Here is a 21,699-nt window from a genome sequence, read left to right on the forward strand (position 1 = left end):
GCTGGCCGCGCTGCGGGGCCTGCTGGACCGGCCGCTGGCGTCCTACTACCTGCTGCTGTCCAGTGCCGGCCTGCTGCTGCTCATCGGGCTGACCATGGTCTTCTCGGCGACAAGCGTGAAGGACTACGCCGAGGACGGCAACGCGTCCGCCTCGGTGACCAAGCAGGCCATCTTCGCGGTGATCGGCATCGGGGCGTTCTGGGTGTGTCAGCGCCTGCCCGCCAGCACCTACCGCTCGTTGGGGCGGCCGCTGCTGTACACGTCGGTGGCGCTGCTGCTGGTGCTCAACCTGCTGGTGGCCTACGGCCGGCTCGCCAATCTGAAGTCGGTCGTGTTCGGGCCGGTCGAGGCGCGGCTGAACTGGCTGTTCGTCGGCGGAATCCAGGTGCAGCCCTCCGAGTTGGCCAAGTTCGCGCTGGTGCTGTGGGGCTCGCACGTCATCGCCCGCAAGGGCGCCGCGCTGGGTTGGTGGCGGGAACTGGCCACCCCGCTCTTTCCGGTCATGGGCCTGCTCTTCGTCCTGGTCGGCTACAACGACACGGGCACGATGCTCTGCCTGCTGGCCCTGGTGGTCGGCCTGCTGTGGGCCGCCGGGGTGCGGATGCGGGTCTTCGGCACCCTCGCGGCGGCCGGCCTGGTAGGCGTCGGCCTGCTCGTCGCGGTGGCCTCGCTGGGCGCCGGCTCGGGTGACAGCGACGAGGAGAACTATCGCTTCGCCCGGCTCGCCATGTTCTTCAATCCACCGGACCCGGAGAAGTGCAAGCTCGACGGCTGCCTCCAGTTCTACCAGGGCCGACTGGCCATCGAGCACGGCGGCTGGTTCGGCGTCGGGCTGGGCAAGGGCAGCCTCAAGTGGGACTGGCTGCCCGAGGCCCACAACGACTTCATCTTCGCGATCATCTCCGAGGAGTTGGGGGTGATCGGCTGCGCGGTGGTGCTCAGCCTGTTCGCGGTTCTCGCGTACACCGGTCTGCGCATCGCCCGGCGGGTCGACGACCCGTTCCGGCGGCTCGCCGCCGCCGCGGTCACGACCTGGCTGGTGAGCCAGGCGGTGATCAACATCGGCGGGGTGGTGGGATTGCTGCCGATCACCGGTCTGCCGTTGCCGTTCATCTCCGACGGCGGAAGTGCCCTGGTCGTGACCCTGGCCGCGATCGGGATGCTGGCGTCCTTCGCGCGCGCCGAACCCGATGCGGCCAGAGCGCTGCATGCCCGTCCGCCGGCCCGGTGGGTCCGACTACTCTGGGCCCCGTTGCCGCCGCTTCCCGGCCGGCGTCGCCGACCGGCGACGCCGCCGGCTGGCCGAGGGTCCGTGCCCCGGTCCCGCGAGCGGCGCCAGGAAGACCAGGCCGCACCGCGCGGTGTCCGGCAGGGCCGGAGCCGCCAGGGTACGGCGAGCGAGAGGAGACGCTGATGGGTCCGCTGCGTTCGGTGGTGCTCGCGGGAGGTGGCACCGGGGGGCACATCTACCCGCTGCTCGCCTTCGCCGACTGCCTGCGCCGACACGACCCGGGCGTCCGGATCACCTGCCTCGGCACACCCAAGGGCATGGAGAACGAGCTGATCCCGCCGCAGGGCTACGACCTGCGGCAGATCCCGGCGTACCAACTGCCCCGCTCGGTGAACATGAACCTGGTCCGTACCCCGGGCCGGATGTGGACCGCGGCCCGCGCCGCCGGCAAGGTCATCGACGAGGTGCGCGCCGACGCCGTCGTCGGCTTCGGCGGGTACGTCTCGGTGCCTGCCTACCTGGCCGCGTGGCGCCGCGAGCTGCCCATGGTCATCCACGAGGTGAACGTGCCGCCGGGCGTGGCCAACCGCCTCGGCATGAAGTTCACCAAGAACATCGCTGTCGGCTTCCCGCACCAGCCGAGCCAGGCCGAGTCGCTGCGCGACGCGACAGTGGTGGGGGTGCCGCTGCGCCGCAGCATCGCCTCGCTGGACCGGTACGCGCTGCGCAACGCGGCCCGCGCCCGCTTCGGGCTCCGCCCGGACCTGCCGGTGCTCTTCGTCGCGGGCGGCTCGTCGGGCGCCCGCTCGATCAACCTGGCGGTCTCCGGTGCGGCCAAGGAGCTGGCCCGCAACGGCGTGCAGGTGCTGCACGTGATGGGTGCCCGCAACGAGCCCGTGCCGATCCCCACCGACCTGCCGGTGCCGTACGTGACGCTGCCGTACCTGTCCGAGATGGAGCTGGGCTACGCCGCGGCCGACCTCATGCTGGCCCGGGGCGGCGCGATGACCGTCGCCGAGGTGGCCGCGATCGGCCTGCCGACGATCTTCGTGCCGTACCCGCACAGCAACCAGGAGCAGAAGCGCAACGCGCTGCCCGTGGTGGAGGCCGGCGGTGGGCTGCTCGTCGACGACGCGGAGCTGACCCCGGACTGGCTGGAGCGCGCGGTGATCCCGCTGATCCGCGACCCGCAGCGGCTCTACGCGATGGGCGCCGCGGCGTCGGCGTACGGGCGGCGCGACGGCGACGAGGCGCTGCGCTCGTTCGTCCTCGAGGCGGTGGCCCGATGACGGCGCAGTTCACCCCGGCCGGCACGCTCACCGCCGAGGACCTGGGCACCATCCACCTGATCGGGGTGGGTGGGGTCGGCATGAGCGGACTGGCCCGGCTCTTCCTCACCCGGGGCATCCCGACCTCCGGCAGCGAGCTGCGGGAGTGGCCGTCGCTGGCCGGCCTGCGGGCGCTGGGCGGAACGATCCACATGAGCCACGAGGCGACGAACCTCGACGGCGTGGACACCGTCGTCTACTCCTCGGCCATCCCGCGGGACCACCTGGAGCTGGTGGAGGCGCGTCGACGTGGCCTGCGGGTGCTGCACCGTTCGGAGGCACTCGCCGCGGCGATGACCGGCCGCCGGGCGATCGCGGTGGCCGGCACCCACGGCAAGACCACCACCACCTCGATGGTGACCATGGTGCTCCAGCAGGCCGGGGTCGACCCGTCCTTCGTGATCGGCGGGGAGATCTCCGAGGTCGGCTCGGGCGCGCACCACGGCACCGGCGAGTACTTCGTGGTGGAGGCCGACGAGAGCGACCGCTCGTTCCTCATCTACCGCCCGTACGTCTCGATCATCACGAACGTCGAGGCGGACCACCTGAACACCTACGGCGACTACGCGACGCTGGAGGCGGCGTTCGTCGAGTTCGCCCGGCTCACCGACCCGGACGGGTTCATCATCACCTGCGCGGACGACCCGGGCGGCCGGCGGCTGGCGGCGACCCTGCGCGCCGAGGGGCGGCGGGTGCACACGTACGGCGCGGCCGAGGACGCCGACCTGCGGCTCACCGAGATCGTCTCCTCCGCGCGGGGCGTGCGCTACCTGGCCGCGATCGACGGGCGGTCGCTCGGCGAGTTCCGGCTGCCCGTGCCGGGCCGGCACATGGGGCTCAACAGCGCCTCGGCGGTGCTTGCCGCGTACCTGCTGGAACTGCCGCTCGAAGCGGCGGAGACGGCGCTGGCGGTCTTCCCTGGCGTGCGGCGGCGCTTCGAGCGCAAGGGCGTCGCGGACGGTGTGCTGGTCTACGACGAGTACGCCTACCACCCCACGTCGATGACGCTTGCCATGCAGACGCTGCGGGAGGTGGCCGGCGACGGGCGGTTGATCGTCGTCTTCCAGCCGTACCGGCTGTACCGCACCCGCGACAACCAGGCGGAGATCGCCGAGGCGCTGGCCATCGCCGACGAGGTGGTGCTGCTGGAGGTCTTCGGGCCGGGCGAGCTGCGCCAGCCCGGTGAGGGTTCGGCGGCGCTGATCGAGGCGGTGGCGTTGCCGGCCGAGCGGAAGGTGTTCGTCGACTCCTGGGAGGACGCGCCGGTCGAGGTGGTGCGCCGGGCCCGCTCGGGCGACGTGGTGGTGACCATGGGCGCCCCGCCGATCTCGCTGATGGGTGACGAGCTGCTGGCGGCTCTGGGTGCGCGTACCGCCGACTCGGCCCCGACCGCGGCCGTCGACCCGGTGGCGACGACCCCGGCGATCGGCCAACCGGTGCCCGGCGGGTCCACGGCCGGTGGCGACGGAGCGGCCCTCGGTGGCGCCGCCGCACCGGACGGCGCGGCCCCGACGGCCGGATGAGTCCCGGCCCCGCCCGAGGGCGGACCAGCGGCGCCGACGGCGGTACGCCACGGCGCGGTCCGGTCCGGCGGTGGCAGTTGGTCCGGGCCGGCAGCGACGCGGTGCCGCCGTCGACCCGCCGCTTCATGGCCCGGGCTCGGCAGCGTCGGATGCGGGCGGCCCTGCCGTGGGCGGTGGCCGCCGGTGTGCTGGCCCTGCTCGGGCTGGTGGCCTGGACGGTCCTCGGTACCGGGCTGTTCGGGGTCCGCGCGGTGACTGTGGAGGGCGCCAAGCTGGTCACGGACGTGCAGGTGCGCGACGCGGTGGGGGTGGCGGACGGCGTGCCGCTGGCGCGGGTGGACCTGGCGGCCGCGGCGCGTCGGGTCGGCGCGTTGGCGCCTGTGGAGCGGGCCACTGTGTCGCGGGACTGGCCGGGCACGCTCGTGGTCCGGGTGACCGAGCGGACGGCGGTGGCGGTGGTGCCGCAGGCGGACGCGTTCGCGATTGTCGACCGCAGCGGCGTGGCGTTCCAGACGGTGGCCCGCCGCCCCGCCGGGCTGCCGCTGGTGCGGGTGGCCCGGCCGGCGGCCGACGACCCGGACACCCGGGCCGCGCTGGACGTGCTCGGGGTGCTGACCCCGCAGCTACGTGCCGAGTTGGTGGACCTGAGTGTGCAGGGCCTGGCGCGGATCAGCCTGCGGCTGCGCGGGGACCGCACGGTGGTCTGGGGCGACGCCACGCGGGGTACGGACAAGGCCCGGGTGGCCACCGCGCTACTCGGTGAGGACAGCGACCGGATCGACGTGAGCGCTCCGGACGTGGTGACCTTCCGCTGACCGGTGAGCGTGCTCCGGACGTGACGAGTCGCGCTCCGACGGCGACACGCCGGTCGGGTCCTTGGCTCATCGCGTGGTGGCGCTTACGTTGCCCCGAAGAGGTTCAGTGGTTGACATAACTGTAAGCCTCTAGTAGAGGGTGAGGGTTACCCCTGGCTCTCGCTGGTGACAGCTGTCGTCGGCCGCTGGTCTGGCCACGCCGTACCCGGTCGGCCGAAGCCAATCTCGAAGGAAAGGACCGGAGATGACACCTCCGCACAACTACCTGGCGGTCATCAAGGTCGTCGGCATCGGGGGCGGCGGCGTCAACGCCGTCAACCGGATGATCGAGGTTGGGCTCAAGGGCGTCGAGTTCATCGCGATCAACACCGATGCCCAGGCGCTGCTGATGAGTGACGCCGACGTCAAGCTCGACGTCGGCCGGGAGCTGACCCGTGGCCTGGGGGCCGGGGCCAACCCGGACGTCGGCAAGAACGCCGCCGAGGACCACCGCGACGAGATCGAGGAGGTGCTCAAGGGCGCCGACATGGTCTTCGTGACCTGCGGCGAGGGCGGCGGCACCGGCACCGGCGGCGCGCCGGTGGTGGCCAACATCGCCCGTAAGCTCGGCGCGCTGACCATCGGTGTGGTGACCCGCCCGTTCTCCTTCGAGGGCAAGCGCCGCCAGGTGCAGGCCGAGACGGGGATAGACGAGCTCCGCAACCAGTGCGACACGCTCATCGTCATCCCGAACGACCGGCTGCTGGCGCTCGGCGACCGCAACATCAGCATGATGGACGCCTTCCGCACGGCCGACCAGGTGCTGCTCTCCGGTGTGCAGGGCATCACCGACCTGATCACCACCCCGGGTCTGATCAACCTGGACTTCGCCGACGTCAAGAGCGTGATGAGCGGCGCGGGCAGCGCGTTGATGGGCATCGGCAGCGCCCGCGGGGAGAACCGCGCGGTCGAGGCGGCCGAGGCGGCCATCTCCAGCCCTCTGCTGGAGCAGAGCATGGACGGCGCGCGCGGCGTGCTGCTCTCCATCGCCGGCGGCTCCGACCTGGGCCTGTTCGAGATCAACGACGCGGCCCAGCTGGTCACCGACGCGGCCCACCCGGATGCCAACATCATCTTCGGCGCGGTGATCGACGACGCGCTCGGCGACGAGGTGCGGGTGACGGTCATCGCGGCGGGCTTCGACGGTGGCACTCCGGCGTACAAGGCGGCCGAGCCGACCCGCAAGACCAACACCAACCAGCCGGCGCCGCAGAGCAGCCCGGTGCCGCCGCCGGCCACCCTGCCGGCCCCGGCCCAGTCGCCGCGCCGGGTGCTCTTCGACGACGTGGACGTGCCCGACTTCCTCAAGAACGGCTCCTGAGCCCCGCCGATGACCGACAGCTCAGCCACGGTACGACCGGACCGGCGCGCCGAACTCGCGGCCGGCCTCGCCCAGGTGCGTGCCCGAATCGCCGATGCGTGCGCGGACGCGGGCCGGGACCAGGCCGACGTCACGATGATCGCCGTGACCAAGACGTACCCGGCCGGGGACGCGCTGGCGTTGGCCGGGCTCGGGGTGACCGACCTGGGGGAGAACCGCGACCAGGAGGCGGCCGGCAAGGCCGCCGAGGTGGCCGCGGCCGGGGTGCGCCCACGCTGGCACTTCATCGGGCAGTTGCAGCGCAACAAGGCCCGCTCGGTCGTCCGCTACGCCGACGTCGTGCACTCGGTGGACAGCGTGCGGCTGGCCCGCGCGCTGGGCAGTGCGGCGGCGGAGCGGGAAGGGCCGCTGCACGCCCTGGTGCAGGTGAGCATCGACGGCGACCCGGCGCGCGGCGGCGCGTTGCCCGACTCGGCCGATGAGGGCGCCGGGCTGGAGGCGGTCGCGGCGGCGGTGGCCGACGCGCCCGCGCTGCGGTTGGCCGGCCTGATGGCGGTGGCGCCGCTGGGGTGGGAACCGGAACGGGCCTTCGCCCGGTTGGCCGAGGTCGCCGAGGCGTTTCGGACGCTCCATCCGGGAGCGACATCGTTGTCGGCGGGAATGAGCGGCGACCTGGAAATCGCGATCCGATATGGCGCGACACATGTCCGCGTCGGTAGCGCGTTGCTCGGAATGCGTCCCACGCTGCGGTAGCCTGACCGCGAGACAGGCAAATTACATCAGTGTTGTTTCAGGGGCGGCGGATCCTTGTGGGGGTCGTGACGCGCGACGCGAATCGCGCGCCAGGGGGATTGCCGTTCCGGTCCGATGGGCATGGTTGTCCACTCGCGACGGGCGACATGGCACGGGGGCGAGTGCCGCACGGCGGACGGAAGGGCGCGGGATGGGTGCACTGCGCAAGGCGGGGGTCTGGCTCGGTCTCGTCGAGGAAGACGACGAGCGGGCCTACGACGACGGTGGCTACGACAAGGGTGGCTACCGCGACTCGCGCGACTCGCGGTACCGGCAGAGCCGGTACGCCGAGGAGTTCGCCGACGAGGACGACGACGACGCCGAGGAGCCGCCGGCTCCCCGGCCGCGCGCCAGCGAGCGGGGCCGGCTCTCCGAGCGGTCGACCGGGCGGGGTGGCGAGTCCGACCGCGGTGACGGTGAGCGTCCGGAGCGAGCCGAGCGGGCCAGCGTGCGGTCGATCACGCGGTCCTCGTCCGGCGACACGTCGGGGGCGCTGAGCTACCACACGCGCGACAATCTGGCCCTCGCGCCGCAGGCAGTGACGCGGGAGCGCGTGGCCGTGCCAGAGGAGGAGCAGCGGTACCAGATCACCACGCTGCACCCGACCACCTACCGCGAGGCGCGCACCATCGGTGAGCACTTCCGTGACGGCGTACCCGTGATCATCAATCTCACCGAGATGGATGAGGCCGACGCCCGCCGTCTGGTTGACTTCGCGGCCGGCCTGGCGTTCGGGCTGCGCGGTACGATCGAGCGCGTGACCAATCGGGTGTTCCTGCTCTCACCGGCCAATGTCCAGGTCACCGCGGAGGACAAGGCCAAGATCGCTGAGGGTGGATTTTTCAGTCTGAGTTGACCCCGCCCGAACCGAGGGACGTCGCTGACCGTGTTGTCGATCTTACTGCAAGTGTTGTACCTGGTCCTATATGTCTTCCTGCTTCTTCTTCTGTCCCGGTTCGTGTTGAGCGCCGTTCTCCAGTACGGCCGTCGGTGGCAGCCGGGGCGCGGCGCAGCGGCAGGACTGGAATCCGTGTGGAGCGTCACTGATCCCCCTCTCAACGCGTTGAGGCGTGTGATCCCTCCGCTGCGAATTGGTACCGTGAGCATCGACCTGGCCTCCCTTGTGCTCCTGGTTATCCTGTTCGTGCTGATGGAGTTCGTGTTAGAGCCGTCGATCGTCAGGACCGCCTGATGACCGACGCGCTATCGCGGCCGCAACTGACCCGAGGAGTTTCGATGCCGCTGACCCCGGCCGACGTTCACAACGTCGCCTTCAAAAAGCCGCCGATCGGCAAGCGGGGGTATGACGAGGAGGAGGTCGACGCCTTCCTGGACGAGGTCGAGCGCGAGCTCGCCCGTCTCATCGAGGAGAACAACGAGCTGCGCGCCCAGGTGGAGCGCGGCGGCCGTGGCGGCGCCCCCGCCGGCCCCGGCGGCGACGCCCGACTGGCGGCGGAGCTCAACGACGTCAAGGCCCAGCTGGACCGGGTGCAGCGCGACAAGTCCGCTGCCGAGCAGGCCGCCCGCGCCATGCAGGCCGAGCTGGAGCAGGTCCGGGCGACCGGCGGCCCGGCCGGCGGCGTCACCGGCGACGGTGAGCAGCAGGCCCTGCGCGTGCTGATGATGGCCCAGCGCACCGCCGACGACCACGTGTCCGACGCGCGCCGCGAGGCCGACCAGCTGCTGTCCGAGGCCCGCAGCAAGGCCGAGGAGGTGACCCGCGAGGCTCGCGCGAAGGCCGACGCCCTGGAGCGGGACGCCCGCCAGCGGCACCAGGAGGCCATGGGCGGCCTGGACGCCAAGCGCACGGCCCTGCAGAAGCACATCGAGGAGCTCAAGCAGTTCGAGCGCGAGTACCGCACCCGGCTCAAGGCGTACCTGGAGAGCCAGCTGCGGGACCTCGACGGTCGCGGCCAGGGCCTCGAAGCCGAGATGACCCGCTCCGAGGCGGGCCGGGTCGCCGGCGGCAACGGGCTGGCGGCGGCAGGTCTCGCCGGTTCCTACGGCAGCGGGCGCTCCGGCGCCCTCGAAGCCGGACGCTGAGCACCGGCCGGCGATCGCTGTCCGCAGATGGTGACGGTCGCCGGCCCCGCTCGGACGGTACGACGCGGCGGGGGTGAGCCGTGATAGTTGCGAGTCTTCTGCTCATCCTCGTCGCTGTGGTGCTGCTGGTGTTCGGTCTGGCCGGTGGCTCCAGCGTTCTGTTGACCATTTCCATCGCGGCCAGTCTGCTGGCCGCCGTGGCGTTGGTGGTGGGCGCCCGCCAGGCAGCCGCCAACCGCGCGACGGCGGATCCCGGTCGGACCGGTCCGCGGGACCGCGCGACATTCCGCGGGGCCAGCCAGGCCGAGCCGGGTTTCGCGTACGGTCCACCGCTGGCCGAGCCGGATGTGCCGGTCCAGCACGTACCATCGAGTGTCGGTAACGGCGGCACCGGGTGGCGGCAACCACCCGAGCCGCCGTCCGACCCCGACGCGGCCTCGCCGTACGATGCGGCCTCGCCGTACGAGCCCGAGGCGCCGTTCGTGAGGCCGGCCGACGGCGGGTCACGCTCCTCGCCCGTCAGCCCCGCATCGCCCACCGTGTCCCGGGGCGACGAGGCGTACGCCTCCGACGCGACGGCCGCCGACGCCCTGGCCGACGAGCCGACCGAGCAACCGATCACCCCCGCCGAGGCGGCCCGGGTCTCCCGGCTGCCCGACCCCGTCGAGGTGGTGGACGGGCGACCCCGCTACCACCTGGCCGGGTGCCCGCACCTGGCCGGCCGGGTGCCCGAGACCCTTCCGGTCGCCGAGGCCGTCGAGCTGGGCTTCACGCCGTGCTCCGCGTGCGCGCCGGCCACCGCCCTGCTCACCGACGCCCGGCCGATCTGAGCGCGGTGCCCGTGCCCCCGCAGGACGCGCTCACCGTGGCGGTACGGGTGAAGCCCGGCGCCTCCCGCACCACCGTTGGCGGCCGCTTCGACGGCCCGCACGGCCCCGCCCTGATGATCGCGGTCCACGCTCCGGCTGTGGACGGCCGTGCGACCGAGGCGGCCCGCCGCGCCCTCGCCGACGCGTTGGGCGTCCGGGCCGCAACGGTGTCGTTGCGCACCGGCGCGGCCAGCCGGGACAAGCTGTTCCTCGTCGACCGGCCCGCCCCCGAGCTGACCGACGTGCTGCACCGACTGCGCGACGGATCCGCAGGGTGAGGACCCCCCGGGCCCGGCAACAGTGACTCCCGGGCTGGACATCGCGCTGTTGCTCGGCGCGGCGGTGCTGCTGGTGGCGGTCGGTGCCGTCCGGCTCTCCAGTCGCCTCGGGGTGCCGAGCCTGCTTGTCTACCTGGCGCTCGGCGTGGCGATCGGCGAGGCCGGGCTGGGCATCCGCTTCGACGACGTCGAGTTGACCCGGACCCTCGGCTTCTGCGCGCTGATCGTGATCATCGCCGAGGGCGGCCTGACCGCACGCTGGAGCACGCTGCGCCCGGTCCTCGGGCTGGCCTCCGCCCTCTCCACGGTGGGCGTTGTCGTCAGCATCGTGGTGGTCGGCATCGCCGTACACCTGTTGCTGGGTCTGGACTGGCGGCTGGCGTTGCTCTACGGCGCGGTGCTCTCCTCCACCGACGCGGCGGCCGTGTTCGCCACCCTGCGCCGGCTGCGGCTGCCGCCGCGGCTGACGGCAACGCTGGAGGCCGAGTCGGGCATGAACGACGCCCCGGTGGTGCTGCTGGTGGTGCTGCTGTCGCACGAGGGCTGGTCGCATCCGTGGTGGTACGAGGTCGGGCTGGTCTGCTACGAGCTGGGTGTCGGCGCGGCGGTGGGCGTCGGTGCGGGCGTCGCCGGCACGTGGGCGCTGCGCCGGGCCGCGCTGCCGTCCGCCGGGCTGTACCCGATCGCCGCGGTGGGCATCACCGTCCTGGCGTACGCCGCCGGCGCCGTGCTGCACGCCTCGGGCTTCCTCGCCGTCTACGTGGCCGGGGTGCTGCTGGGCAACGCCCGGCTGTCGCACCGGCGGGCGATCCTCGGCTTCGCCGACGGGCTGGCGTGGCTCGCCCAGATCGGGCTGTTCGTGCTGCTCGGCTTGCTGGTCTCGCCGGGCCGGTTGGACGCGGCGGTGCTGCCGGCGGTGGTCGCCGGTCTGGCGCTGGTGCTGCTGGCCCGGCCGCTGTCGGTGGCCGTGTCGGCGTTGCCGTTCCGGGTCGGGCTGCGCGAGCAGGCGTTCCTGTCCTGGGCCGGGCTGCGGGGGGCGGTGCCGATCGTGTTGGCCACCATCCCGCTCTCGGAGCGGGTGCCGGGCGCGGAGCGGCTCTTCGACGCGGTCTTCGTACTGGTGGTGATCTTCACGCTGGTGCAGACCAGCACGCTCGGTCCGTTCGCCCGCCGGTTGGGGACCACCGCGCCGGCCGAGGCCACCGAGATCCACGTGGAGACCGCGCCGCTGGAGCGGATGCGGGCCGACCTGCTCCAGCTTGAGGTGCCGGAGGGCTCGCGACTGGCCGGCGTGCACGTCGACGAGCTGCGGCTGCCGGTGGGCGCCTCGGTGACCCTGGTGCTGCGCGACGGGGTCGGCTTCGTGCCCGGCCCGGACACCCGGCTGAAGACCGGCGACAGCCTGCTGATCGTCGCCACCGGTGGGGTACGCGACGCCACCGAACGGCGCCTGCGGGCGGTCAGCCGACGGGGTCGGCTGGCCCGATGGTTTGGCGAGTACGGGGATGAGGCGGACCGTTGATCTGCTAGCGTTCCCTTTGCCCCAGTTAGGCAGGGCTCGGGGCTGTTGAGTGGTACGACGGTGCGCCACGTTGTCGGACGCCTGTACGTTCCGTATTCTTGCCAACCTCCGGAGTGCGCGGCCATCGTCGCCGTGCGCCCCTTTTTGTACCCAGGGGACGCCTTTGTCGGCGCCCCTGACCAGGTGCCGCGACCGCGCGGCTCCGCGGCCGAGGGAGCGACCCATGGCGAAGCCAGCCGACACCAGGACCGCCGGCCGCAAGCCGGTGGCCAAGGCCACCCGCAGCGCGGCGGAGACCGAGAAGATCCGGGCGGCGTTGGCGGCGCGGCGGGACGAGCTTCGCGCCGAGTACGATCAGACGCTGAGCGAGATCACCGAGCTGCAGCGCGATCGGTTGACGGACTCGGCCGGGGACGACCAGGCCGACACCGGCACCAAGACGTTCGAGCGGGAGCAGGAGATCTCTCTCGCCAACAGCATTCTGGAACGGATCACGCAGGTCGAGCGCGCCCTCGAGCGCCTCGACGAGGGTGGTTACGGCTGGTGCGAGCGGTGCGGCAACCCGATCCCGGTCGAGCGCCTCGCCGCCTTCCCGTCGGCCACCCTGTGTGTGACGTGCAAGCAGCTGGCGGAGCGGCGCTGACGGCCGCTCCCCGTCTGCGATGAGACGGTGAGCGATCACCGCCGAGACACCTCGATGGGGAGCGCATGACCGCAGCACCGCCCGCCGAACCCGGCCGCACCGACCCGGGCGGCGGCAAGCCCCGCCCCCGGGCCGTCGCGATCCTCGCCGGGGTGGCCCTGGTGGCCCTGGTGGCCGACCTGGTGACCAAGCACCTCGCGCTCGCCGCGCTCACCGACCGGGAGCCGGTCCGGGTGCTGGGCGGGCTGGTCTACCTGAGCCTGACCCGCAACAGTGGCGCCGCCTGGAGCATCGGGTCGAACTACACCTGGGTGTTCCCCCTGATCACCATCGGTGTGGTCGGCTGGATCGTCTGGATGGCGCTGCGGCTGCGGTCCCTGCCGTGGGCGATCTCCCTCGGCCTGGTGCTCGGCGGCGCGCTGGGCAACCTCATGGACCGGATCTTCCGGGCGCCCGCCCCGTTCCACGGCCACGTGGTCGACATGATCAGCGTCTTCGGGCCGTACGGCGAGTACTTCCCGGTGTTCAACCTGGCCGACAGCTCGCTGGTCTGCGGTGTGCTGCTGGCCGTGTTGTTGGAGCTGACCGGTCGTCAGCGCGACGGGCGGCGGGCCGGCCGTGACGGCGCCCCCGCCGACGCGAAGGCCACCGCCGACGCCGAGCAGAGGGAGCGGGCATGACCTCCGCGTTCGCCGCCGGCGGCGACCACCGTTCGCTGCCCGTGCCCGACGGCCTCGACGGCATGCGCCTGGACCAGGCGGTGTCCCGGTTGTTCGGTCTCTCCCGTACCGCCGCCGCCGCCCTGGTCGACGCGGGCGACGCCCTCGTCGACGGCGCTGCCCGGCCCAACTCCCACAAGGTCAAGGCCGGCTCCTGGCTGGACGTCACGCTGCCCGCCCCGGTCGCCCCACCGACAGTGGTGCCGCAGGCGGTGCCCGGTCTGCGCGTCGTGTACGCCGACGACGACATCGTGGTGGTGGACAAGCCCGTGGGCGTGGCCGCGCATCCCAGCCCGGGGTGGACCGGCCCGACCGTGATCGGCGCCCTCGCCGCGATCGGGCACCGCATCTCCACGAGCGGCGCCGCCGAGCGTCAGGGTGTGGTGCACCGCCTCGACGTGGGCACCACGGGGATCATGGTGGTGGCCAAGAGCGAGCAGGCGTACACGGCGTTGAAGCGGGCCTTCAAGTTCCGCGAGGTGGACAAGGGCTACCACGCGGTGGTGCAGGGGCATCTGGACCCGCTGCGGGGCACCGTGGACGCACCGATCGACAGGCACCCCACCCACGACTACCGGTGGGCGGTGGTGTCCGGCGGCAAGCCGAGCATCACCCACTACGACACGCTGGAGGCGTTCCCGGCGGCCAGCCTGGTCGACGTCCGGCTGGAGACCGGCCGGACGCACCAGATCCGGGTGCACTTCTCCACGCTGCGGCACCCCTGCGTGGGTGACCTCACGTACGGTGCCGATCCCACCCTCTCGGCCCGACTCGGCCTGGCCCGACAGTGGCTGCACGCCCGCGAACTGAGCTTTGTGCACCCCCGTTCGGGGGACGAGGTCCGGTTCGTCAGCGACTACCCTGACGATCTGGAACGTGCGCTTGAGATCCTGCGTGACTGAGCGGCGACCACCCGACATCGATTCGACGAGGGGATCCCGCCCGTGCGCGCCGGCGACCTGCTGCGGCAGCTGGACCAACGGCTGCTGCCGCCGCTGACCCGGGCGGTGGCCCGTCTCGGTGACCGGTCGGGGCGCTCCGGGGTGCTCACCTGGGCCGCCGTGCTCTCCACGGCGGCGGTGCTGGGCACCGCCGTCTGGGCCACCGACGACGCTCCGGTGGGCGACCGGACGGTGGGCGAGGTGACACGCGTCGGGGTGGCCGACGGCGACTCCGTCCCGGGCTACCTGCGCTCGGCGGCGGCCGACCTGGCCGCGCTGAGCGCGACCGCCCCGGCCACCGGGGACGGGACGTACGCCCTGGTCGTGCTCGACGCCTACCTGCCGCCGCAGCGGCTGCCCGCGGTGCTCGGCGACGTGTCGGTCTCGACGGTCTTCGGACGGGTGCCGCTGCCCGGCCGGCAGACCGAGATCGTCCGGATCCCCGCCCTGCGGGTGCCGGACGACGTGGTCGCCGGCATGGCGCGGGTGGCCGCCCGCAAGGACGGCGAGGCCGCCGACTACCGGACCAGGGCCGCCGGGGTGCGCGGCGCCGGCGCCGCCGACCGCGAGCTGCGGGAGCGGTACGCCACCGACGCCGACGTGGCGAGCGCCGAGGCGGCGGCGTACCGCACCGGCTGCGCCTGCGTCTACGCGGCGGTGGTGCGCGCGGCGCCGGCGGTGCTGCGGGGCGTCGCCTCCCGTCCGGACGTGCGGGCCGTCGACCCGGCGCCCGAGGTGTACCGCCTCGACCGTACGGTCTTCAACCCGCCGCTGCCCGAGCAGCGTGACGTGGTCCGCCCGCCGGCCGACACCGGGCCGGGTCCGCAGCCCACGCCGGTGGCGAGCGGTTGGTCGACGCCGAGCACGCCCAGGCCGCCGGTGCCGATGGGCGAATCGTCGGAACCCGCACCGCTCGTAACGATTCCGTCACCCGAGTCGCGCTCGGCCGAGCCCACCGAGGCGGCCCCGCCGAGTGTCACCACCTCCCCGGACGCGACAGGCGCCGGGTTGCTGCCACCCTCCCCGTCGTGATCTGCGCCGGGTGGTGTGCGTGCTCAGGTGTGGTCCGAATAGGGTTTGGTTCGTAGCCTGTCAGACAGAGATCGATGGTGCTGGGAGGGCGGGCCGTGGAGGGCAGTGAGACCGGCTGGGGCCGGCCGGCCGAACCAGCGCCGAGGTGGCGGGCATTGCTGGACCGCGCCCGGCTGGGCGGCCGGGCCGCTGAGCAGCCCGAGCCCGAGCGCCGGGCCGACGAGGCGCCGCCGGATCCACTGCCGCGGCGCGCGGCCCCCAACGGCTACGCGGGGCGGGCGTCGGCCATCGGGCATCCGGCCGATCTGTCGTACGGCCAGGAGCCCGGTTACCGGGCCGAGGCGACCTACCGGGTCGATCCCGCCTACCGTGCCGAGCCGGACTACCGGGCGGAGCCGGACTACCGGGCGGAGCCGGACTACCGGGCGGAGCCGGACTATCGGGCGGAGCCGGCGTACCGGTCGGAGCCGGACTACCGGGCCGAGCCGGCGTACCGATCCGAGCCGGACTACCGGGCCGAGCCGGCGTACCGGTCGGAGCCGACGTACCGGTCGGAGCCGGACTACCGGGCCGAGCCGGCGTACCGCGGCGAGCCGGACTACCGGGCGGAGCCCTCGTACCGGGCCGAGCCGGACTACCGCGCGGAGCCGGACCATCGCGCGGAGCCGACATACCGGTCGGAGCCGGGTTACCGGGCCGAGCCGACCTACGGCGCCGAGCCGGGTTACCGGGCCGAGCCGACGTACCGCGCCGACCCGGGTTACCAGGCCGAGCCCGAGCCGCCGTCGCGCCGGGCCGAGCCGGAGTCGCGCTACGCCCTCCTGGACAACGGCTACCGGCAGGGCAACCCGGCGGGGGAGTCCCGGTACGCGCTGCTGGAGACCGGTTACCAGCCGGAGACCGGCTACCCGACGCAGGCGCCGCCGGCGACCCCGCCGATCCCGGCGGTCGCGCCGCCACCTGTCACGCCGCCGCCCGCCTCGCCGCCGCCCGCCTCGCCGCCGCCCGCCCCGCCGATCGCCACGGCACCGGGCTCGGCCCTCGCCGAACGCGGCTACCCCGCCCGGATCGAGTGGCGACCACAGGGCGTCGACCAGGAGCTGGAACGCGCCACAGGCGTGCTCCGCCGCGATCTGGGCACGCCTCGCGTGTTCGCGTTCGCCAACCCCAAGGGCGGGGTGCACAAGACCACCGCCACGGTGCTCGCCGCCGCCACCGTCGGCAGCGTCCGCGGGCGGGGTGTGCTGGCCTGGGACGACAACGAGCTGCGCGGCACCCTGGGGCTGCGCGCCGGCAGCGCCCGGCACGCGCGCACCATCCGGCACCTCATCGGTGACCTGGCCCAGATCGAGATCCTGGAGGGCGAGACCCTGCTGGAGCGGCTGGACGACTACCTGCGGCACGCCTCCGACGGCTCGTACGACGTGCTGGCCGGCGAGGAGAGCCCCCGCTTCGCCCAGCGGCTCGACCAGTTCACAGTCAAGCGGGTGCTGGAACTGCTGCGGCGTACGCACGACGTGGTCTGCGTGGACACCGGCAACAACGTGGAGAGCGCCAACTGGCGCACCGTGATGCAGGCCGCCGACCAGTTGGTGGTGACCACCGTGCCCCGCGAGGACGCGGCGTTCAGCGCCGACTGGATGCTCGACCTGCTGCACGAGGAGGGCATGGGCGAGCTGGCCGACAACGCGGTCACCCTCATCTCCTGCCCCACTCCCGGCCGCTCGCCCCTGCAGGACGACCTGGAGCGGCACTTCGCCACGCGTACCCGCGCGGTGGCCGTGGTGCCGTACGACCCGGCGTTGGAGACCGGCTCGTCGATCGAGTACCACCAGCTCCAGCCGGAGACCCGGCAGGCGTGGCTGCACGCCGCCGCGGCGATGGCGGAGCCGTTCGCCCGGTGAGCTGGTTCGCCGCCACCGGCGCCCCGGCCCGTCACGGGGCCTGAGAGGATCATCGGGTGAGCCCGGACAACCCCGACCCTGAGCGGCACGCCGACGACGCCGACCGGCCCGCCACACCCCGACCGTCGGGTGCGGCGCCCGCCGAGAGCGAGTCGGCAGTGCCGCCACCCGCAGCGCCGCCGTCCGGGTACGGCTCCGGCGAGGATGCCGCCTCGACGGCGTACCCCGGCGAGGGTCCGGTCCCGACGGCGTACCCCGGCGAGGGTCCGGTCCCGACGGCGTACCCCGGCGAGGATGCGGCCCCGACGGCGTACCCCGGCGAGGCGGAGCTGACTCCCGACGAGCCGCGCCGGCCGCTGCGGACCGTGACGACGGTGCTCGGGGTCGTGGTCGCCCTGGCCGTGCTGGGCGGGCCGCTCGGTCTGCTCTGGGCCGTCCTCGCGCCGGACACCCCGGTGCTCAAGACCGCCGAGGGCGCGATCTACGCCGATCCCCAGCCGGAGCAGCCGATCGCCGCCGACGGCTGGTTCAGCCTGCTCGGGCTGGCCTTCGGCGTGCTCGCGGCGCTGGCCCTGTGGTTCCTGCTGCGTCGCCGGCGCGGCCCGGTCGGTCTGCTCGGCGCGGTGCTCGGCACGCTCGCCGCCGCGCCGGTGGCCTGGCAGGTGGGGCGCCGGGTCGGGCTGGCGACCTTCGATCGGCTGCTGGACAGCGCCCCGGCCGGACAGGCGTTCACCAAGCCCGCCGACCTGCGCGCCGGCGGAATCGACTGGCTGCTCGGCGTGGTGCCGGTGCCGCACGGAAACCTGCTGCTGCCGGCGTTCGGCGCCGCGGTCACGTACACCCTGCTGGCGGGCTGGTCGCGGTGGCCGGGCCTGCGGCCCGAGCCGGACCCGGCGGCTTTCAGTTGGGTGTCGGCGGGGACGCCAGCTCCGACAGCGGCACCGGAACCGCCCGCACCTGGCGCAGCAGAGCCGCCTCGCGGTTGAGCAGCCGCAGCTCGGCGCGGAGCCGGGCGGCGGTGTCGTCGATCGCCAGCAGCCGCTGCCTGTCGTCAACGGTCAGCGCGGCGGTGGCCGCCACCAGGTGCGAGAGCACCGTCGGGTCCTCCGGAAGCTGCTCGGAGATCTCCTCCGGGTCGGACCGGATCAGCCCGAGGTACTGCCGGAACACCGCGATCACCCGGGCGGCCAGCAGGTCGGCCACCTCGTCGGACCCGGCCGCCTCGGGCAGCCACTCGACCTCGGCGGTCAGGTAGGGCTCGGTGCTCTCGTCGACCTCGGCGATGCGGAACCGCCGCCGGCCGACAGTGACGATGTCGAAGCCACCGTCGGCCAGCTCGGTGACCTGGCGCAGCTCGGCGGTGCAGCCCACCTCGTGCAGGGTGACGTCGCCGACGCCTGGCGTCGAGCGGGCGCCGGGCCCGGCGGGCGCGACCTCCCAGCCGGACTGGATGGCCACCACCCCGAACTCGCGGGACGCGCCCTCGGGCAGGTCGACCAGGTGCCGGACCAGGGCCCGGTAGCGCTCCTCGAAGATGTGCAGCGGCAGTACCAACCCGGGAAAGAGCACCGTTGCGAGCGGGAACACCGGCAGCCGTGCGGTCACGTGGTCGAGCCTAACCAATCGCGCCCGCGGCGGCGTGGCCCGGCTCACCGTCCCGCCGAGCGGGCGGCTGGGGTGGGCTCCGGGCGGGCCGCCTAGACTCGCAAGGGTGCTGAATCGGATCGACCTGCGCGACGGTCTCGGTGACCCGCGCCGCCTGCTGCCCCGTGCCCAGCTCGACGTGTCGGTGGCCGTCGAGCGGATCAAGCCGCTCGTCGAGGCGGTCCGGGAGCATGGGTACCCGGCGATCCGGGAGGCCAGCGAGCGGTTCGACGGCATCTCGCCGGAGGTGCTGCGGGTGCCGGTGGAGGCCATCGCCGAGGCCGAGGGGGTGCTCGACCCGGCCGTGCGCGCCGCGCTGCTGGAGTCGATCGCCCGCGCCCGTCGGGTGCACGACGACCAACGGCGCACCGACCACACGACCCGGGTGGTGCCCGGCGGCACGGTCACCGAGCGGTGGCTGCCCGTCGACCGGGTGGGCCTCTATGTCCCCGGCGGCCTGGCGATGTACCCGTCGACGGTGGTGATGAACGTGGTGCCGGCCCAGGCGGCCGGGGTGCGCTCGCTGGTGGTGGTCAGCCCGCCGCAGAAGGACAACGGCGGCCTGCCCGACCCCCGGGTGCTCGCCGCGTGCGCGCTGCTCGGCGTCGACGAGGTGTACGCCGTGGGCGGCGCCCAGGCGGTGGCGATGCTGGCGTACGGCGCCGCGGTGGACCCGACGGGCGCGCTGCGGTGCGATCCCGTCGACCTGGTCACCGGGCCGGGCAACATCTGGGTGACCGCCGCCAAGCGGCTGCTGCGGGGTGTGGTCGGCATCGACGCCGAGGCCGGCCCGACCGAGATCGCGATCCTTGCCGACGACAGCGCCGACCCGGCGCACGTCGCCGCCGACCTGATCAGTCAGGCCGAGCACGATCCACTCGCGGCGAGCGTGCTGGTCACCCCGTCGGTCGCGCTCGTCGAGGCGGTCGAGCGGGAGCTGGCCCGGCAGGTGCCGGCCACCAAGCACGCCGAGCGGGTGACCACGGCGCTGACCGGCGAGCAGAGCGGCGTGGTCCTGGTCGACGACCTCGAGGCGGGGCTGCGGGTGGTCGACGCGTACGCGGCCGAGCACCTGGAGATCCAGACGGTCGACGCGCGGGAGTGGGCGCTGCGGGTGCGCAACGCCGGGGCGATCTTCGTGGGCGCCTGGTCGCCGGTGTCGCTCGGTGACTACTGCGCCGGCTCTAACCACGTGCTGCCCACCGGCGGCTGCGCCCGGCACTCGTCCGGGCTGTCCGTGCAGTCGTTCCTGCGTGGTGTGCACCTCATCGAGTACACGGAGGCCGCGCTGCGCGAGGTGGCCCCCCACGTGGTCACCCTGGCGAACGTGGAGGACCTGCCGGCGCACGGCCAGGCCGTGCAGGCCCGCTTCCCGGGAGGGTTGGCGTGACCTCGCTCGACGACCTGCCGATCCGCGACGACCTGCGCGGGCTGTCGCCGTACGGGGCGCCGCAGCTCGACGTGGCGGTGCGGCTCAACACCAACGAGAACTCCTACCCGGTGCCGGAGCCGGTCGTCGACGCGATCGGCAAGGCGCTCGCGGCCGAGCTGCGCGACCTGAACCGCTATCCGGACCGGGACGCGGTGGCGCTGCGCACCGACCTGGCCGACTATCTGGGGTACGGCCTTACCGTCGAGCACGTCTGGGCGGCCAACGGCTCCAACGAGATCCAGCAGCAGTTGTTGCAGGCGTTCGGCGGGCCGGGACGCACCGCGCTGGGTTTCGTGCCGGCGTACTCGATGCACCCGCTGCTGGCCCTCGGCACCGGCACCCGGTGGGTGCCCGCCGAACGCGGCGTCGACTTCGGGTTGACCGCCGAGGAGGCGGTCGCTCAGGTCCGCGCGCACCGGCCCGACGTGGTCTTCCTCTGCTCGCCGAACAACCCCACCGGCACGGCCCTGGCCCCGGCGGTGGTCGCCGCGGTGCTCGACGTCGCGCCCGGCATGGTGGTCGTCGACGAGGCGTACGCCGAGTTCGCCCGGCCGGGCACGGTAAGCGCCCTCGCGGTGCTCCCCGGTCACCCGCGGCTGGTGGTCACGCGCACGATGAGCAAGGCGTTCGGCTTCGCCGGTGGCCGGCTGGGCTACCTGGCCGCCGACCCGGCGGTGGTGCGGGCGGTGCAGCTGGTCCGCCTTCCGTACCACCTGTCGGCACTGACCCAGGCCGCCGCCCGCGCGGCACTCGCCCACCGGGATGCTCTGCTGGGTACGGTGAGCGCGATCATGGCACAGCGGGACCGGATCGTCGCGACGCTGCGCGGACGCGGCCTGCGGGTGGCCGACAGCGACGCGAACTTCGTGCTGTTCGAGGTCGGCGGCGACCAGAGCGGCGCCTGGCGCGCCCTGCTGGAGCAGGGGGTGCTGGTCCGCGACGTCGGTCTGCCCGGCTGGCTGCGGGTGACCGCCGGCACCCCCGCCGAGACCGACGCCTTCCTTTCTGCGATGGAGACACTGTCATGAGCCGGACCGCCCGGGTGGAGCGGATCACCAAGGAGACCAAGGTCCTCGTCGAGATCGATCTCGACGGCACCGGCGCCGCCGAGATCAGCACCGGCGTGGGCTTCTACGACCACATGCTCAACCAGATCGCCCGCCACGGCGGCTACGACCTGACCGTGCGTACGGTGGGTGACCTGGAGATCGACGCGCACCACACGATGGAGGACACGGCGCTCGCGCTGGGCGCCGCGTTCGACGAGGCGCTGGGCGACAAGGCCGGCATCCGGCGGTACGGGTCGGCGACCGTCCCGATGGACGAGGTGCTGGTGCGGGCCGCGGTGGACCTGTCCGGCCGGCCGTACGTGGTGCACGACGAGCCGGTGCTGGCGCCGTACATCGGGCCTGTCTATCCGACAAGCATGACCCGGCACATCTGGGAGTCGTTCGGCCAGGCGGCCCGGATCACCCTGCACGTCGACGTGCTGCGGGCGGGGGGGGGGGGGGGGGGGGCCCCCCCGCCCCCCCCGCGGGGGGGGGGGGGCGGGGGCGGGGGGGGGCGGGGGCGCGGGGGGGGCGGGCCGCGGCGGGGGGGGGGGGGGGGGGGGGGGGGCGCGCC

At 73.6% G+C, this 21,699-nt stretch carries 22 protein-coding genes; 21 read left to right on the forward strand and 1 reads right to left on the reverse strand.

All coding sequences use genetic code 11. The features are described from left to right. Position 1 precedes the first annotated feature (1 nt). The 18 genes from ACGFIE_RS19435 to ACGFIE_RS19520 all read left to right on the forward strand — a co-directional run bounded on the left by ACGFIE_RS19435 (position 2) and on the right by ACGFIE_RS19520 (position 17,986). A complete protein-coding gene (locus tag ACGFIE_RS19435) occupies positions 2-1,414 on the forward strand; it encodes an FtsW/RodA/SpoVE family cell cycle protein (protein WP_393296424.1) in 1,413 nt (470 codons plus the stop codon). Next, on the forward strand, positions 1,414-2,520 hold the full coding sequence (gene murG / locus ACGFIE_RS19440) for an undecaprenyldiphospho-muramoylpentapeptide beta-N-acetylglucosaminyltransferase (RefSeq protein ID WP_344365962.1): 1,107 nt from the start codon (positions 1,414-1,416) through the stop codon (positions 2,518-2,520). Before ACGFIE_RS19435 ends, murG begins: the two co-directional genes overlap by 1 nt. After that, positions 2,517-4,082, forward strand: coding sequence for a UDP-N-acetylmuramate--L-alanine ligase (gene murC / locus ACGFIE_RS19445; protein WP_393296353.1), 1,566 nt, complete (start codon positions 2,517-2,519; stop codon positions 4,080-4,082). Before murG ends, murC begins: the two co-directional genes overlap by 4 nt. Next, positions 4,079-4,897, forward strand: a complete 819-nt coding sequence (locus tag ACGFIE_RS19450) for a cell division protein FtsQ/DivIB (protein WP_393296355.1) — start codon at positions 4,079-4,081, stop codon at positions 4,895-4,897. The genes murC and ACGFIE_RS19450 overlap by 4 nt, the downstream gene beginning before the upstream one ends. Before the next feature lie 244 nt (positions 4,898-5,141). Then, positions 5,142-6,257 carry a cell division protein FtsZ gene (ftsZ, locus tag ACGFIE_RS19455; protein ID WP_393296357.1) on the forward strand — a complete coding sequence of 372 codons (1,116 nt, stop codon included), beginning with the start codon at positions 5,142-5,144 and terminating at the stop codon, positions 6,255-6,257. Between the two features lie 9 nt (positions 6,258-6,266). Beyond that, a complete protein-coding gene (locus tag ACGFIE_RS19460; protein WP_393296359.1) occupies positions 6,267-7,010 on the forward strand; it encodes a YggS family pyridoxal phosphate-dependent enzyme in 744 nt (247 codons plus the stop codon). Positions 7,011-7,200: 190 nt separating this feature from the next. After that, positions 7,201-7,905, forward strand: coding sequence for a cell division protein SepF (locus tag ACGFIE_RS19465; RefSeq protein WP_393296361.1), 705 nt, complete (start codon positions 7,201-7,203; stop codon positions 7,903-7,905). A 30-nt stretch (positions 7,906-7,935) separates the two neighbouring features. Continuing rightward, positions 7,936-8,241 (forward strand): YggT family protein, encoded by a 306-nt coding sequence (locus ACGFIE_RS19470; RefSeq protein ID WP_393296363.1) that lies wholly within the window; start codon positions 7,936-7,938, stop codon positions 8,239-8,241. A 44-nt stretch (positions 8,242-8,285) separates the two neighbouring features. After that, complete coding sequence (locus ACGFIE_RS19475) at positions 8,286-9,092, forward strand: DivIVA domain-containing protein (protein ID WP_363682988.1); 807 nt, start codon at positions 8,286-8,288, stop codon at positions 9,090-9,092. 80 nt (positions 9,093-9,172) lie between these two features. Further along, positions 9,173-9,922 carry a hypothetical protein gene (locus ACGFIE_RS19480; protein ID WP_393296365.1) on the forward strand — a complete coding sequence of 250 codons (750 nt, stop codon included), beginning with the start codon at positions 9,173-9,175 and terminating at the stop codon, positions 9,920-9,922. Positions 9,923-9,927: 5 nt separating this feature from the next. Further along, positions 9,928-10,239, forward strand: coding sequence for a DUF167 domain-containing protein (locus tag ACGFIE_RS19485; protein ID WP_393296367.1), 312 nt, complete (start codon positions 9,928-9,930; stop codon positions 10,237-10,239). A 22-nt stretch (positions 10,240-10,261) separates the two neighbouring features. Next, complete coding sequence (locus ACGFIE_RS19490; protein ID WP_393296368.1) at positions 10,262-11,761, forward strand: potassium/proton antiporter; 1,500 nt, start codon at positions 10,262-10,264, stop codon at positions 11,759-11,761. Between the two features lie 223 nt (positions 11,762-11,984). After that, positions 11,985-12,404 carry a TraR/DksA C4-type zinc finger protein gene (locus ACGFIE_RS19495; RefSeq protein WP_334561368.1) on the forward strand — a complete coding sequence of 140 codons (420 nt, stop codon included), beginning with the start codon at positions 11,985-11,987 and terminating at the stop codon, positions 12,402-12,404. Positions 12,405-12,469: 65 nt separating this feature from the next. Next, positions 12,470-13,084: a signal peptidase II gene (gene lspA, locus ACGFIE_RS19500; RefSeq protein WP_363682980.1), complete on the forward strand. Its 615-nt coding sequence runs from the start codon at positions 12,470-12,472 to the stop codon at positions 13,082-13,084. After that, positions 13,081-14,025 (forward strand): RluA family pseudouridine synthase, encoded by a 945-nt coding sequence (locus ACGFIE_RS19505; RefSeq protein WP_393296370.1) that lies wholly within the window; start codon positions 13,081-13,083, stop codon positions 14,023-14,025. Before lspA ends, ACGFIE_RS19505 begins: the two co-directional genes overlap by 4 nt. 42 nt (positions 14,026-14,067) lie before the next feature. Further along, positions 14,068-15,096, forward strand: coding sequence for a hypothetical protein (locus ACGFIE_RS19510; protein WP_393296372.1), 1,029 nt, complete (start codon positions 14,068-14,070; stop codon positions 15,094-15,096). A gap of 74 nt (positions 15,097-15,170) precedes the next feature. Continuing rightward, positions 15,171-17,000 carry an AAA family ATPase gene (locus ACGFIE_RS19515; protein WP_393296374.1) on the forward strand — a complete coding sequence of 610 codons (1,830 nt, stop codon included), beginning with the start codon at positions 15,171-15,173 and terminating at the stop codon, positions 16,998-17,000. A gap of 56 nt (positions 17,001-17,056) precedes the next feature. Next, positions 17,057-17,986 carry a DUF2567 domain-containing protein gene (locus ACGFIE_RS19520; RefSeq protein ID WP_393296376.1) on the forward strand — a complete coding sequence of 310 codons (930 nt, stop codon included), beginning with the start codon at positions 17,057-17,059 and terminating at the stop codon, positions 17,984-17,986. On the opposite strand, the gene ACGFIE_RS19525 is transcribed toward ACGFIE_RS19520, so the two are convergent. Next, positions 17,901-18,605, reverse strand: a complete 705-nt coding sequence (locus ACGFIE_RS19525; RefSeq protein WP_363682972.1) for an LON peptidase substrate-binding domain-containing protein — start codon at positions 18,603-18,605, stop codon at positions 17,901-17,903. The two genes, ACGFIE_RS19520 and ACGFIE_RS19525, sit on opposite strands and share 86 nt — an antisense overlap. A gap of 106 nt (positions 18,606-18,711) precedes the next feature. Here ACGFIE_RS19525 and hisD point away from each other — a divergent pair, with 106 nt between their 5' ends. The 3 genes from hisD to ACGFIE_RS19540 form a co-directional block, all read left to right on the forward strand. After that, positions 18,712-20,034: a histidinol dehydrogenase gene (gene hisD / locus ACGFIE_RS19530; protein ID WP_363682970.1), complete on the forward strand. Its 1,323-nt coding sequence runs from the start codon at positions 18,712-18,714 to the stop codon at positions 20,032-20,034. Beyond that, positions 20,031-21,104 (forward strand): histidinol-phosphate transaminase, encoded by a 1,074-nt coding sequence (locus ACGFIE_RS19535; protein WP_393296378.1) that lies wholly within the window; start codon positions 20,031-20,033, stop codon positions 21,102-21,104. The genes hisD and ACGFIE_RS19535 overlap by 4 nt, the downstream gene beginning before the upstream one ends. Further along, a partial coding sequence (locus tag ACGFIE_RS19540; RefSeq protein WP_393296380.1) for an imidazoleglycerol-phosphate dehydratase occupies positions 21,101-21,699 on the forward strand: 599 nt, incomplete at its 3' end. The genes ACGFIE_RS19535 and ACGFIE_RS19540, both read left to right, overlap by 4 nt.

This window comes from Micromonospora sp. NPDC049275 (assembly GCF_043197115.1).
Classification (GTDB): Bacteria; Actinomycetota; Actinomycetes; order Mycobacteriales; family Micromonosporaceae; genus Micromonospora.